The 14,288-nt window shown below is 40.0% G+C and carries 9 protein-coding genes; 6 read left to right on the forward strand and 3 right to left on the reverse strand.

Annotation, left to right across the window (positions count from 1 at the left end):
- Nucleotides 1–380 precede the first annotated feature (380 nt).
- Nucleotides 381–3,764 (forward strand): amino acid permease, encoded by a 3,384-nt coding sequence (locus tag HWQ43_RS23605; protein ID WP_292738412.1) that lies wholly within the window; start codon nt 381–383, stop codon nt 3,762–3,764.
- Nucleotides 3,765–3,837: 73 nt separating this feature from the next.
- Here the strand turns inward: HWQ43_RS23605 and HWQ43_RS23610 are convergent, their stop codons facing one another.
- Both HWQ43_RS23610 and ileS read right to left on the reverse strand, forming a co-directional pair.
- Nucleotides 3,838–4,989 carry a histidine decarboxylase gene (locus HWQ43_RS23610; protein ID WP_292738413.1) on the reverse strand — a complete coding sequence of 384 codons (1,152 nt, stop codon included), beginning with the start codon at nt 4,987–4,989 and terminating at the stop codon, nt 3,838–3,840.
- 726 nt (nt 4,990–5,715) lie between these two features.
- Entirely contained in the window at nt 5,716–8,598 is a 2,883-nt protein-coding gene (gene ileS / locus HWQ43_RS23615) for an isoleucine--tRNA ligase (RefSeq protein ID WP_292738414.1), read from the reverse strand.
- Between the two features lie 427 nt (nt 8,599–9,025).
- Between ileS and HWQ43_RS23620 the strand changes: the two genes are divergently transcribed.
- Both HWQ43_RS23620 and HWQ43_RS23625 read left to right on the forward strand, forming a co-directional pair.
- Nucleotides 9,026–9,394, forward strand: a complete 369-nt coding sequence (locus HWQ43_RS23620; RefSeq protein ID WP_292738415.1) for a Crp/Fnr family transcriptional regulator — start codon at nt 9,026–9,028, stop codon at nt 9,392–9,394.
- A 188-nt stretch (nt 9,395–9,582) separates the two neighbouring features.
- A complete protein-coding gene (locus HWQ43_RS23625; protein WP_099101269.1) occupies nt 9,583–9,948 on the forward strand; it encodes a Lin0512 family protein in 366 nt (121 codons plus the stop codon).
- A gap of 351 nt (nt 9,949–10,299) precedes the next feature.
- Here the strand turns inward: HWQ43_RS23625 and HWQ43_RS23630 are convergent, their stop codons facing one another.
- Nucleotides 10,300–10,563, reverse strand: coding sequence for a hypothetical protein (locus HWQ43_RS23630; RefSeq protein ID WP_292738416.1), 264 nt, complete (start codon nt 10,561–10,563; stop codon nt 10,300–10,302).
- Between the two features lie 368 nt (nt 10,564–10,931).
- Here HWQ43_RS23630 and HWQ43_RS23635 point away from each other — a divergent pair, with 368 nt between their 5' ends.
- The 3 genes from HWQ43_RS23635 to HWQ43_RS23645 all read left to right on the forward strand — a co-directional run bounded on the left by HWQ43_RS23635 (nt 10,932) and on the right by HWQ43_RS23645 (nt 14,259).
- The gene (locus tag HWQ43_RS23635) at nt 10,932–12,290 is read left to right on the forward strand and encodes a Rieske 2Fe-2S domain-containing protein (protein WP_292738417.1); all 1,359 of its coding nucleotides are present in this window, start codon (nt 10,932–10,934) and stop codon (nt 12,288–12,290) included.
- 243 nt (nt 12,291–12,533) lie between these two features.
- Nucleotides 12,534–12,872, forward strand: coding sequence for a hypothetical protein (locus tag HWQ43_RS23640; protein WP_292738418.1), 339 nt, complete (start codon nt 12,534–12,536; stop codon nt 12,870–12,872).
- Between the two features lie 454 nt (nt 12,873–13,326).
- Nucleotides 13,327–14,259, forward strand: a complete 933-nt coding sequence (locus HWQ43_RS23645; protein ID WP_292738419.1) for a polysaccharide deacetylase family protein — start codon at nt 13,327–13,329, stop codon at nt 14,257–14,259.
- The last annotated feature ends 29 nt before the right edge of the window (nt 14,260–14,288 follow it).

Raw genomic sequence — 14,288 nt, forward strand, 5'->3', positions numbered from 1 at the left:
TAGAGATATGAATTGTAAAGACGCAGCAATGCTACGTCTTTACAAGGGTTTCAGGCAATGAATAATTAATTTCTGGAGCTGTCTATTAAATTAAGTCAGAAATCTGAACCTTTCGATTTTCACAAAGGTCTAAAGAAAGAGAATTTATATTTACTCCGTGAGAAACAAGCTACGTGGAACAAATCTCAAATCCCAAAGTTAAAATTCTTTCTTGCAGAAAAAGGCTTTAGGTATGGGGTAAATCTAAAATCTAAAATCTAAAATTCACAATTCAGTGACAAATGAGTTATCCTTTTCTAAAGTTCAGCAGTTATACGGAAGCTATAATCGGTGAGATTCAGCTATTGAGTGAAAAGGTCAGTAAATCTCACTAAGAAACAATGGTTAGTAATGATTCTGCACGGGCGGAGAACAATCAACACTTGCTAATGCGCCTACCACGGACTCTAAGTTATCTCGAAACCTGGGGCTTCGGGTTAACTGGTCATGTTGGATGGATTGGTACTGCCCCCATCATTCATGCAGCGTTAGGCCCAAAAGCTATCTTAGTTTGGTTTTTTGGCACGATTATTTCCTTTTTGCTTAACTTGCAAGTACAAAGTCTAGGTAGACATTGGTTAGATGTTGCTGGAGGGACACCAAACTATACCACAAGGTTATTAAAGAAATTTCCTAGCTTAGGCCGTTACGTAGCATTAGGATACTTTTTTAGCTGGGCAGCAGCACCAGCACTGTATGCGATTATTCTCACTAACTTAATTAAAGTCAATTTTGAAACATTAGGTCTTTATTGTCCAGAAACTTTCTTAAAAGTTTTATTTACAGCCATTCCATTCATTTTAGCGTTCAGTGGCACCCGTGCTTTGGCGCTCCTACATTTATTTTTTGTATTTCCAGCAATTTTATTACTGTTAGTGTTTTGTGTCCAAGGCGTATTATGGTTAACCTTCTCATCTGCTAATTTTAATTTTCTCCCAATTAGCACACATAACTTGAGCTTTCAAGAATGGGCAAAGTGGTTTTTTCTAGCTAGCTATTCAATTTATGCTTGTGAAACCACTTCTTCTTTTGTTGCTGATAGTCGCCACCCATATAAAACTTTAAAGTTTTTAACCGTAGCTGCTTGGTTAATTCCTCCGGTGTTTCTAGGTGGTTCTTGGGTATTAATGTGTTCTGCTCCCAATTCAACAATAGGTGACGATGTATTCTTAAATCTGGTAGCGGCTTCTAAACCTTTTTGGGGTGAATCTACCTCCTTTTTAGTAACACTTCTGATTACTATATCTTGCCTTCTAAGTTCTGCTACAGCAGTTTCTAATTCTCCTCGGATATTATATCAGCTTGCCTTAGACAGACAGCTTGCTCCTATATTTGCATTAGTTTCCCGTCAAGGTGTCCTTGTCCCTGCTATTTTAGTTACCTTTCTACTCAGTTTGCTTTGTCTAAATTTGGGAAATATATCTCAACTTGTCACAGTAGCAGGCACCTGTTATCTCATGTCTATTATGGGTCTACATCTGGGATTATGGATGTGCCGTGGTAAACCTTACGTGTTATGGCCTTGGTTGTCGCTTGGGTTTTTCTTGATAGAAGCAGTAGTTCTAATAGTGGGAGGTTTAGCTTGGAACTGGAGAGATTTCTTAGTGGGATTATTATTACCCATTATTTTGATGCTCGGAGATTTATTACTACGCCGCTTAAGATTTGCACCTTTACACCCAACTTGGTGGACACAGCGTTACGATACTAAGTCTAGTAGAAATAATCCAGATTTTGTAGTATTACAAGTGATTGTTTTAGTATCATTAATTTGTATTACTGCCACAATCAGTTGGGTTATTCGCGATTTTTTAGATAGACTTTCTAGTAATCCTCAACATTCTTTTTTAGCGATTTTATTAGTGACGCTTTCTTTTACAGGGGTTGCGATCGCTTGCTGGACAACTTTACCACAAATTATTGCTATTGATGAAGCACGCAAACAAGCAAGAAACCTATTTATCACTACTCTCGATACCGTTCCCGATACTGTTTTAGTATTAGATGAAGACGGGACAATTTCTCAGACAAATGCTGCTGCTGAAGAATTATTTCAGACAAGTGTTCAGCAGCTGCTTGGACAAAACTTGAGTCAACTTCTAATATGCTATCGCGGTAAACCGGAGCAATGGTCTACTCGGAGTGAGCAAAGCTTGAAAATTAACCAAGGTTTGCGAATTGTTGAATCGACGATTTCACAGCCATTTAATTCTCTGCTACGGGAGTATATTGTGATTGTTCGTGATATCACTAAACGAAAGCTAGCAGAAGAAGAATTAGTCCAGTATCGTTATCAGCTTGAGCAGTTGGTGCTAGAACGCACTATTGAACTGATTAGAGTTAATCAACAACTTCAACAAGACATTGTTAAACGTCAAGAAGCACAAGAACAATTACTGCACAATAGTCTTCATGATGGGCTAACTGGATTACCTAATCAACGATTATTTATGGAGCGGGTGCAGCAGGCAATAGAACAGGGTAAACAGCAAAATAATTATTTATTTGCTGTACTCTTCTTAGACCTAGACCGCTTTAAAGTTGTTAATGACAGCCTTGGACATCTACTAGGAAATCAACTTTTGATTGCAATTTCTCATCGGCTAAAGTCAGTTCTGCGAGGCGGAGACATAGTTGCTCGTTTTGGCGGAGATGAGTTCACAATCTTAATTGACGAAATTGAGGATATTAACACCCCAATACAGGTGGCCGAGCGAATTAAAAAGGTGCTAGCTTTGCCATTTCAATTAAATGAGCATCGGGTGTTTACTAATGTTAGTATTGGCATTGCTTTAAGTAGAGCAGATTATGAGCAAGCAGCGCAGATTCTACGCGATGCTGATGTGGCAATGTATTGTGCTAAATCACTTGGTAAAGCACGTTATGAGGTTTTTGATCCAAAGATGCACGAGGGTGCAGCTTTACTCTTAGAGTTAGAAACTGCTCTGCGAAATGCGCTGCTCAAGCAAGAAGAATTTCGCCTTGATTACCAGCCAATTATTTCACTAGAAACTGGCAAAATTATTGGATTTGAGGCACTGATACGTTGGTATCATCCAGAACGAGGGCTTATTTCCCCTCAAGATTTTATTCCTTTGGCTGAGGAAACTGGCATGATTATTAGTATCGGACAATGGGTGCTTTATGAAGCCTGTTACCAAATGCAGAAATGGCATAAACAATTTCCTATCTCACAACCTCTGACAATTAGCGTAAATTTTTCTGGTAAGCAAATCACACAACCTGATGTGTTTAAACAGGTTAAACATATTTTGCAGCAAACTGGACTTGAGCCATGCTATTTGAAATTGGAAATTACTGAAAGCTTGTTGATGGATAATTTTGAATTAGCTACCACCGTCCTTTCCCAGTTAACAGCGCTGAATGTCGAGATGCACATGGATGATTTTGGGACTGGCTATTCATCTTTGAGTTATCTACATCGCCTACCAATCAAAACCATTAAGATTGACCGCTCTTTTGTCACTAGTATAGGTAGTCGAGGAGAAAACTTAGAAATTATTCGCGCGATTGTGACATTAGCCCATAATTTAAATATGTCTGTAACAGCAGAAGGCATAGAAACTTTAGACCAATTAGCGCAATTGAAGGCTTTACAATGTGATTATGGGCAAGGGTATTTCTTCTTACCACCTATGGAACGGGCAGAAGTAGAAATACTACTTGCTGCTAACTTGTGCGGAAAAAACTTTTTAAAAAGATAAAATCTTGGGAGCAAATTCTGTTTAGAGAAACACTTTTCAACCTGGGCAATAAATTTCACTTGCCAATTTATTTTTAGTGTAGCGCTGACTGTAGCTGGAAATTTTCTACGTTATCAAGTAACCCTTCTTCTAACAAAAGCTCGTTAACAAAAGTATCAATTTTGTGCCGCTCGATATTTTGCATGACTACGATGTGTACCCAATTTTCATAAATTGCTAACTGCCACTTTTTAATTAATTTTTGAGAAGGTTTTTGAAATACTACGGTATTGGAAAATTTATTGAGCATACATGGATATTCTCTGATTTTAAGTTGTTGGAAAAGATATTGAGCATTATCTATACAGGTTTTTGCTTCTTTGGCTAATCCATCATAACCTCTTGTTTGTATTGCATACCAGAGAATCAGAGGGGTATGACCGTTTCTAGAACCCAGAATTGTTGTATCTGATGAACCAATATATTCAATTTCTGTTTCAACTTTTTCTACCCATTTTTTCTTGGTTAAAACTACACCGCAAGGTAAGGGAGAACCAATGAATTTAGCAGAAATAGCTATACTATCTATGGGTTTTTGAAAGTTAACTTGTGGAGCGCCATCTAGAAAGGGTAATATTAATCCTGAAAGTGCAGCATCACAGTGAATGTAGTAATCTTTAATCTGATTGCGTTCTAAGATTTCGAGAACTTTGTCTAAGTTATCAATTGCACCTTTGACAGTAGTCCCAATATTCAAATTGACGATCGCAGGATAATTCCGATTTTCGCTAACAAGTTTTTCAAAATGTTCATAATTCATCTCTCCATTAATTTGTGAGTTAACAATATTATGTTTGATGCGGAATAGTTTTGCTGCTTTTGGTATGGAGTAATGAGAGTCTTGTGATGAGTAAAGAATGCCATCGGGATAGATTTCTCTTGCTAAGAATATTCCATATAAATTACCTTCAGTTCCGCCAGCAGTAACATAACCCCAAAACTGATTTTCTGGAATTTTGTACAGGTGGGCAAAAAAAGATAATACTTCTTGCTCAAATTTACGAGAATGGAGACCAAAATCTGGTTCAATATATGGATCTCCAGCATTATTTAATAGAAAATTGAAAAATTTGCTGATCGCACTATAATCACAACTTAAATTATATGGATAGCCTGCATGAAGCTGCGATCGCTGTTCTATTTGCATCAGAAAATCAGCCAATTCTTTAGCAACTTTATTTGACATATCTTTGTATCTGTTAAATTTTGATTGAGTTAATGGATGTTTTAAACTAAATTCTACGTATTAATCCATACCTTTAGATTTTCTTAACAATCTATTGGTTTGGCTCCTTAATTGAAAATAATACAGTGAAAATACTGACGAAGATTCAGTGATAATACCCAAATTTTTTATGTAAAAGTATATTACACTTAGAACTTCTACATAATACGAGATAACTATAATGCGTATTACATAAAATCTTTTTTCAGTCGCTGACTGCAACCTGATTTAATCACATATTTAACTTTGTGCAAGTTGCGTAATTTCTGGTAATGACTAGTACCGCAAGGCGGAAGTCAAAAGTCAAAAGAATTGTATTCCGAGCTTCTTGCGCCATTTGAAATGGTATGTTTATTTAAGCCGTGCTGTACTAGTAGTCTGTCTCATTACATTTCAGGGCCAAGAGAACGAACCGCATACTCCCACGGAGAAGCTACGCGTAGCATCTCGCAGAGAAGGCGCGAAGTACACGAAGGAAGAAGGAAAGAAGAGAATTTGAAATTTGATTCACCCATCAAAATTAATGGGACAGAACACTAGCTATACAAGCGAAGTCCGCTTATGCGGACTTCATCAAGCTAAAAAAATATTTCCAGAAATTAAATAGGCGTTATACAGAACCCTAATAGAGACTTAGCACTGCTCGTCTCTATATTCTTTTTCACTCCTACTGTGGGATTTTTGCTTTTAGAATTCTCCAGCTAAGGCTGCAACGCATCGTTCGCAAATTAGGGGATGTTCTGCTGATTCTCCCACATGAATAGAGTAGTTCCAACAGCGATCGCACTTTTGCCCATCTGCTTTTACTACAGCAATTGTCCAGTCTTCTGTCTGTGCTGTATATTCTAATCCTTGCAAACCCTCAGCAGAATCTAATAATTTCACTTGGGAAGTCAGCAATAAATACCGCAGTTCGTCAATCCCGTTACCTTTAACCGGGTTAAAGGCTTTGATAGCATCGCCTAATTGTTTGTGAGGTATATGAATCAAAGCTTTGGCTTCCAAGGAAGAACCAATGAGTTTTTCTATCCTGGCTTGTTCTAACACCTTATTCACATCGGTGCGAAGTTGTCGCAGCGTTTCCCAAAATTCCGCTAACTCTGGATTACGCCATTTTTCTTCAACCTGTACCCAACCGGCTTCAAATACCGATTTGTAAGGTGTTTTGTAAGGGAAATATTGCCAGATATCTTCGGCAGTGTGAGATAACACTGGTGCGATCGCTCGTGCTAAATTTTCTAAAGCTATCTTCAGCACCGTTTGACAACTGCGACGGCGGAAAGCATCTTTTGCACTGATGTACAGCCTGTCTTTGGCAACATCTAAATAAAAGTTGGATAAATCCACCACGCAGAAATTCTGCACTGTTTGGAAAAAGCGGAAGAATTGGAAACTCTCAAAGGCTTCGGTTACTTCTTCAAATACTTCGGTGATGCGGTGCAGCATATAACGGTCAAGTTCTGGCAATTCTTCGAAGGGAACTGCATCTTTTTCCGGGTCAAAATCATCCAAGCTACCCAACAAAAACCGCACCGTATTGCGAATTTTGCCTCTAACATCATTCATTTGCTTGATGATGTTTTTGCCAATGCGAACATCGCCGGAGTAGTCAACCGATGATACCCACAATCGCAATACATCTGCACCGTAAGGCGGTTCTACTTTTTGATTTTTTCCGCCTTCAATGATTGTATTTGGGTCAACCACATTTCCTTCTGACTTACTCATCTTTCGCCCTTGTTCATCCAAAGCGAAGCCGTGAGTTAGCACAGTTTTGTAAGGCGCAATGTCATTTACTGCTACGCTGGTGAGCAAACTGGATTGAAACCAACCGCGATGTTGGTCGGAACCTTCCAAATATATGTCAGCTGGGTAGCGTAACTCTGGACGCTGTTGAACGACAGCTGCCCAAGATGAGCCAGAATCAAACCATACATCCATTGTGTCTGTACCCCGGCGGTAAGACTTGCCATTATTACGATAGGATTCGGGTAATAACTCCTCAACCGAAAGTTCCCACCAAGCATCGGAACCTTTTTCAGCGATAATTGCTTGGACGTAGTTAATAGTTTCCTCATTCAGCAGTGGTTCTCCCGTGGCTTCATCGTAGAAAACGGGAATGGGTACACCCCAAGCGCGTTGACGAGAGATACACCAATCGGAACGTTCCGCCACCATTGGCGTGATGCGATTTTCACCTTGGGCTGGAATCCATTTTACCGTGGCGATCGCCTTTAATGCTTCTTCTCTAAATCCTTCCACCGAAGCAAACCATTGTTCAGTGGCGCGGAAAATCGTTGGCTTTTTCGTCCGCCAATCATAAGGATATTTGTGGGGGTATGGTTCTTCTTTCAACAAAGAACCAGCCGCATTTAATGCATCAATTACCGCTTGATTCCCATCACCCAGAACATTTAACCCCGCAAATTGTCCCGCTTCTTCGGTAAAATTGCCATTGTCATCTACTGGTGCAAGGATAGGCAAACCGTAGCGTTGACCAACAATGTAGTCTTCTTGACCATGACCGGGAGCAGTATGCACTAATCCCGTACCCGATTCAGTAGTAATGTAATCACCGCCGACGACAATCGGACTTTCGCGGTCATATAGAGGATGACGATAAGTAGTATGTTCTAAATCATTCCCTTTGAACGTGGCTTTTACAGTTAACTCAACTCCCAACGTTGAAGATAAACGTTCTACTAAATCAGCAGCAACGATTAGGTATTTGAAATTACTCTGCGCCTCCCCCTCTGGGCGAGAAACTTCCACCACTGCATAATTTAAATCTGCATTTACCGCCACAGCCAAATTCCCTGGAATTGTCCAAGGTGTAGTCGTCCAGATAGCCACGCCCAAATCTGATTGATATTCCGCCAACAGTGGTTTTACAGCTTCCGCCAAACTTGTGATTGCAAAAGCTGCATAGATACTGCGGGAAACGTGACCTTCTGGATATTCCAACTCAGCTTCAGCCAAAGCGGTTTTAGAACTGGGACTCCAGTGAACCGGCTTCAAACCGCGATAGATGTAGCCTTTTAAGAACATCTGACCAAACACGCCAATTTGAGCCGCTTCATATTCCGGCTTCAGAGTTAGATAAGGGTTTTCCCAATCCCCCCAAATACCGTAGCGTTTAAAATTTTGGCGCTGGTCATTTACCGTAGCTAGACCAAATTCTTTTGCTTTCTGCCGCAGTTGTAAAGACGTTAAATTTTGCCGTTCTGCTGACTTCATGTTCTGCAAAACTTTTAACTCAATTGGCAATCCGTGACAATCCCAACCAGGAACGTAGCGAACTTTACGCCCTTGTAACATTTGGTAGCGGTTAATAATATCTTTGAGAATTTTATTTAAGGCATGACCAATATGGAGTGAGCCATTAGCGTAGGGAGGCCCATCGTGCAGTATAAATAATTCGCCGGGGTTATTTTCAAAGAGGCGATCGTAAATTTTATTTTCTTCCCAAAATTTTTGGATTTCAGGCTCGCGCTTGATGGCGTTTGCCCGCATATCAAAATTAGTCTTGGGTAGGTTTACAGTATCTTTGTAACTTCCTGATTCGGTCACAGTCTCATGCCTAGAATTAGGTGTGCAGGTTTTATTAATTATAGAAGATAGCCTGAAAACCAAAATTCACTATTTTAACCTGAGTTTGATAAGTATTATTTGACCTTCCCCCCAGTCCCTCTCCGCTTCGGCGTGTATACACAAGTCGAATTACCCCCCTTAATCCCCCCGATGCATTGGGGGGAAACAAGAAAATCTAGTTCCCTCCCCTTAGAAAGGGGAGGGTTAGGGTGGGGTAAAAGTGTCTCTCTCCGACGGGCGAGAGGGACGGTTTTGCATTGTAAAACCAGGGAGAGGTTTATAGACGATTAATCAGAAATTTTGCGGAGATTGAGAGTTAATCGACAGAAAGTAGTATACTTTTCTGGGTTCGCCTAAAGCTATCAACAAGTTTCGTCTAAAAACCAAAAATTTTGGGGTTGCTCTAATGCTAAGTCCTGTAATAACAGTCAGTATCTTTCAAAAACAACCCGATCCTAAAGTATTCTCAGCAGGTGAAGTCATCTTTGAAGAAGGACAGTCTGGTGATAATATGTACGGCATTCTGGAAGGAGAGGTAGATATAGTAGTCAATGGCAAGGTTGTAGAAACCATTGAAACAGGCGAAGTTTTTGGTGCTGGGATACTTGTAGGGCAAAAAAATAGAAATTACACAGCTATTGCTAAGGTGGATACTAAACTAGGTTTCCTTGATGAAGAGGGGTTTCTCTTTGCTGTTCAGGAAACACCTATGTTTGCGATACAGGTGATGAAAAGTTACTCCGAGCGTTTGAGTCGCTTGCAGCGTATGGTCTAAATCACCTCAGTCGGCATAAGTTCCAATAATCAGAATCTACCACTAATTTTGCCTCCTTTTTTAGAAGGCCATAGATATAATTCTCTCGCTTGGGGAGTTAGAAGTCAGTATTCAAAGAATTCTAGATGCTGGCTTTTGACTCCTGATTTATATAAAGTCAAAGGTGCAAAATTTACCGGAGGTAGCTAATGGCGCGTAAACGATTGATTATTGAGATGGGGATGGGAATCGATCAGCATGGACAAGAACCGACTGTAGCAGCATCTAGGGCAGTACGAAATGCGATCGCTCACAATGCCTTACCTGGTGTTTGGGAAGTTGCAGGTTTAAGTCATCCCAATCAAATGATTATAGAAGTTCAAGTGGCAGTGCCATACCCAGAACAAGTTAGAGAAGAAGAAGTACTCGCTGTATTACCATTTGGGCGAAAAACCCTCACCGTAGAATCTGGCGGGATGATCGTTCAGGGGCGGGCGATTCCCGAACTCAACGATAAAAATGACGAAATGTTGATTGCGATCGCTGCTGTTACAGTTCTAATCGAAGATGAGTAGCTGAGGCAATTCCTTCCTCTATAAACAAATCACTAATTGAAAGTTATAGAAAAGTTATTAAGTGATTTGAGCGTTTACTTTATTTGTACCGACGCTATTTTTAATCGTCAAGTATATTTGCTGATTACTTTATCAAGAAAGGCAGAGGGCAGGAGGCAGAAGGAATACTGTTTTCTGCCCTCTGCCACGACCGGAGGGAGTAAGGGTTTAAGACCCCCACCACAATCTCTGATTTGGTGGCCCCAATTAAGGAGGGGTCTGAATCCCCTTCTTAATTGTCCCTTCTGCCCTCTGCCTCCTGCCTTCTGCCTTCTTCAACAAAAAGCCTCATTTCTTTATAAAAATACCCGTTTACTTGCTAAAAATACTTAAATGCTTTCTCAAAATGACGTTTGACTTACTCAAAAGCTGTGTTTGCTTACTCATTTTGGTGTTTTCCGCAAGCAAAATGACGTTTGACTTATTCAAAAGCTGTGTTTGCTTACTCATTTTGGTGTTTTCCGCAAGCAAAATGACGTTTGACTTATTCAAAAGCTGTGTTTGCTTACTCATTTTGGTGTTTTCCGCAAGCAAAATGACGTTTGACTTATTCAAAAGCTGTGTTTGCTTACTCATTTTGGTGTTTTCCGCAAGCAAAACGAACTTTGACTTATTCAAACCCCAGTTTGCTTACTCATTTCAGTGTTTTCCGCAAGCAAAATGACCTTTGACTTGTTCAAAATGCTTGCCCATTAATAATTCGGTGAGAATAAATAAAACTAGATTAATTAATGTAAAAGATATTGAGATTAGTTTGTAGTGTTCGCGAAGCGTCTCGCAGAGAGGACTTTAGTCCTCATAATAGGGCTGAAGCTACAAACCTTGAATTATTTACACCGCTCTACTTTAGTGATTTTTTAATTTTTACCCTAGAAATGTTCTATCTATGGGACTAAAGATTTACCAATCCAAAAGTCTAAAATAATAGAAACCTGGAGAGAAATATGTCATCAGAAACAGAAACACTACAGGCGACACCACCAACTTCTACCTTTGAGAAACTAGAGGAAAAGCAAGAATTTAACTGGAGGCAATGCTGGTATCCCGTCACCTTCGTAAAAGATTTGCCTGCCAACCACCCTCATAGCTTTTCCCTGTACGATGAACCTTTGGTTTTGTTCAAAGACAAAGATGGACAATTGATTTGTTTAGCAGATCGTTGTCCTCACCGTACAGCCAAACTTTCTGAAGGACAAATTATTGACGGCAAAATTGAATGCTTATATCACGGCTGGCAATTTGGCAGTGATGGTCAATGTCTGCACATTCCCCAATTACCAACAGATGCAAAAATTCCAGTCAATGCTTGCGTGCCATCCTTTAAAGTTGTGGAACGCCAAGGTATGATTTGGGTATGGGCTGGCGAAAAAGAAACTGCTGTTGATGAAATTATTCCAATTTTGCCAGATTTAGATAAGTCAGGATTTGTGTGTGCAGACTTTATATTGGATCTGCCTTATGACCAAACATATCTAGTCGAAAATGTTATCGATCCGGCTCATGTTGCTATTAGCCATAATGGCACTAGGGGTGGTGGTAATCGTAAAAATGCCCAACCGCTAGAAATGGAAGTGCTAGAGAATTCGGTTCAGGGGGTTAAAGGCAGGTGGCGGGGAGCTAACAAATCAAATGAAGCCTGGAAGTATGTTGATTTTGTTGCTCCAAGTCTTGTGCTGAACACTGCTTATATTGAAAAAAAAGATTGGACATTTGGACTAGCTTTGTATTCAATTCCTTTAGGTAAAGGGCGATGCCGTCTTTTAGCTAGAGGTTATCGTAATTTCATGACTTGGGGAGTCAAGCTGAGGCCGCGCTGGCTCGATCACTTGAATACAAACAAAATATTGGAGCAGGATTTGCCTCTGATTGCGGGACAACAGGCAGAAATTGAGCGCTTGGGAAGAAGTCTCAAAGAATTATATTTGCCGCTAAAAACATCTGACACATTAGTGATTGAGTTCCGTAAGTGGCTAGATAAATTTGGGTCATCTTTGCCTTTTTATCAAGGCTATTCTACATGGAAAAATGTTGAGAATGACGAGTTGAATTCAAAGCCGATTTTGCTAGATAGATTTTCACGACACACACTTATTTGTAGTTCTTGCAATCGAGCTTATCAAGTGACAAATCGGGTTAAACAAAGTTGTATCGGAGTAGCGATCGCTCTAGCTGCTGTAGCGATACTTGCAGATGATTCTAGAATCAAAATCGCAGCAATATCGCTTTCCATAGCAGCAATTGTCATATCTGTTATGGCTCATACACTCAAAACTCGCTTTGAGCGTTCCTACACTCGTCACTAAAATAAGTGCTGAGAACATTTCGTAGTAAGCACTTTAGTGCTTACTACAAACTTTTCATTACTAGCTTAGACATTTTACTGATAGATGTGTGGTAAATTTGCTCACCTCAAACGATTTGCTCAAACCCCAAGTCTTGTTAAGTCACGATCGAGTTAATGGGTCTGCGCTAAAGTAAAAATATTGGGATAAAAATCTCTGGCAGTAAGTTCAACTGAATCACTAATCTTTACCACTGCGGCGATCATGTCTCAAGAGCATAACGAATCACTCCAACTTCAGGAAATCACCAAACTCAAACCGAAACACTTTGCTGATTTAGTCAGATCGGCACAATTGGTTTTCGACCCCACAGCCGGAGTTTCGGGAAGACATATAACAGTTGACTGGGAACAATTCGGAATTCCCCGTGATGTAGCGGACAATCTCAAATCACTTGGTCAGCAGTACCAGTATGCATCTCCTCACATCCCTGTTGAAGACATTTGGAGTAAATTAACTCCAGAAACTCGTGTTTGGTTCGTTGAAAATAAAGATCGGTTGTGGCAGCTTGAAGAAGCTTTCCCAGCCCTTGATGAAGATTGAAGAGGATATGAGGTAGTAGGTTTTCACCTTCTGCCTCTCTAGGCAAGGATAAGCAAAAACTGCGATGGCGTAACCGCCCGCTGGAAGCGATCGCAAGCAAATAACGAATATTGACACTTGCAAAGTCCTCGACTATGTAAATCAATGACTATCTAGCATTTGTCCAGGTTACGGTTATACTGCTATCATTGCTGACTCTACTGGTCAGCTAAATCTACTGAGTATTATTTTATTCAGATTAATAATAGTAGCAAATTAGTACAGATTAAATTGAGACATTCTTTAGCTTTAGCTGGAATGTTTCAAGGTATTTTATTGTTTTCTTTTTTCTTTCAGCAGTAGATATATTAATTACAACAGGCTACGAGTAATATCAAGTCCGGGTAAAGGTATGGAAACATCAGGGAGAAACCAATCTCCAATAACTAATAACTAATATTTGAGGAGATTTAATGTGTCTAGTCGTAAATTATCTTTGTTACTAAAACTAATAATTATTACATTGGTTACTGGTGCTAGTAGTCTATGTATCAGCTTGCTTTTAACCACAAGCGGATTTGAGCATTTGTTTGGAATTATAAAACCAAAAAGCGAGAGTGCTAAAGCGAGTCATAACAAACTGATGAGTGCAGATGCACAGAATATCATTCCAGCAACAGGCCAGATGAATGAAGTGCCAAAGGCATTTCAGGGAACAATCGTTTATCAAGGGAAACTAAAACCGAATGAAAAAGTTATCGCCCTAACTTTTGATGATGGCCCTGGCCCCAAAAATACGGCACAGATTTTAGAAATTTTGAAGAAAAATGATGTCAAAGCCACATTCTTCATGATTGGGCAAATGGTGAAATATTTTCCTCAAGTTGCCAAGCAAGTGGCTGCTGATGGTCACGTAATTGGTAATCACACATGGCATCATTGGTATCGTCACATGGACTTAGCTACTGCGGCCAGTGAAATCGATCGTACAGCAGAGATCATCTACAAGACTACTGGAGAGAAAACTAGTCTATTTCGTCCTCCTGGCGGTTTTCTGAATAATGGACTAGCCGAATATGCCAGAAACAAGAAGTACGCTGTCATGATGTGGTCAGAACAATCGGGAGATGCTGAACGTCGTTCGCCTCCAGTTACGGGGCTGGTCAAAAATGTGCTGAAATATGCAAAACCTGGTGCAATTGTACTGTTGCATGATGGGGGCGGCAACCGTTCCAAATCTGTCAAAGCTTTACCAGAAATGATCGCAGGTTTAAAAGCCGAAGGCTATAGATTTGTGACGATTCCCCAACTACTGGAAATACAAGCCCAAGAAAAAAGTGTGGAGACAGAAGTATCACCTGTGGTAAAAAATCAAGAACATCCAAACCAACAACTTAATCATCAGTGATATCCCAATACGGTTCGGTTAAGGTTTTT

Origin of the sequence: Nostoc sp. JL31, assembly GCF_017114965.1 — a bacterium.
In the GTDB taxonomy this organism is placed as follows: Bacteria; Cyanobacteriota; Cyanobacteriia; order Cyanobacteriales; family Nostocaceae; genus Nostoc; species Nostoc punctiforme_A.

Bases quoted from the DNA above. Each gene is read 5' to 3' on its own strand.
- HWQ43_RS23620 (WP_292738415.1), top strand. From the start codon at position 9,026: ATGCTAAGTCCTGTAATAACAGTCAGTATCTTTCAAAAACAACCCGAT.
- HWQ43_RS23640 (WP_292738418.1), top strand. From the start codon at position 12,534: ATGTCTCAAGAGCATAACGAATCACTCCAACTTCAGGAAATCACCAAA.
- HWQ43_RS23635 (WP_292738417.1), top strand. From the start codon at position 10,932: ATGTCATCAGAAACAGAAACACTACAGGCGACACCACCAACTTCTACC.
- HWQ43_RS23610 (WP_292738413.1), bottom strand. From the start codon at position 4,989: ATGTCAAATAAAGTTGCTAAAGAATTGGCTGATTTTCTGATGCAAATA.
- HWQ43_RS23625 (WP_099101269.1), top strand. From the start codon at position 9,583: ATGGCGCGTAAACGATTGATTATTGAGATGGGGATGGGAATCGATCAG.
- HWQ43_RS23630 (WP_292738416.1), bottom strand. From the start codon at position 10,563: ATGAGTAAGCAAACACAGCTTTTGAATAAGTCAAACGTCATTTTGCTT.
- HWQ43_RS23605 (WP_292738412.1), top strand. From the start codon at position 381: ATGGTTAGTAATGATTCTGCACGGGCGGAGAACAATCAACACTTGCTA.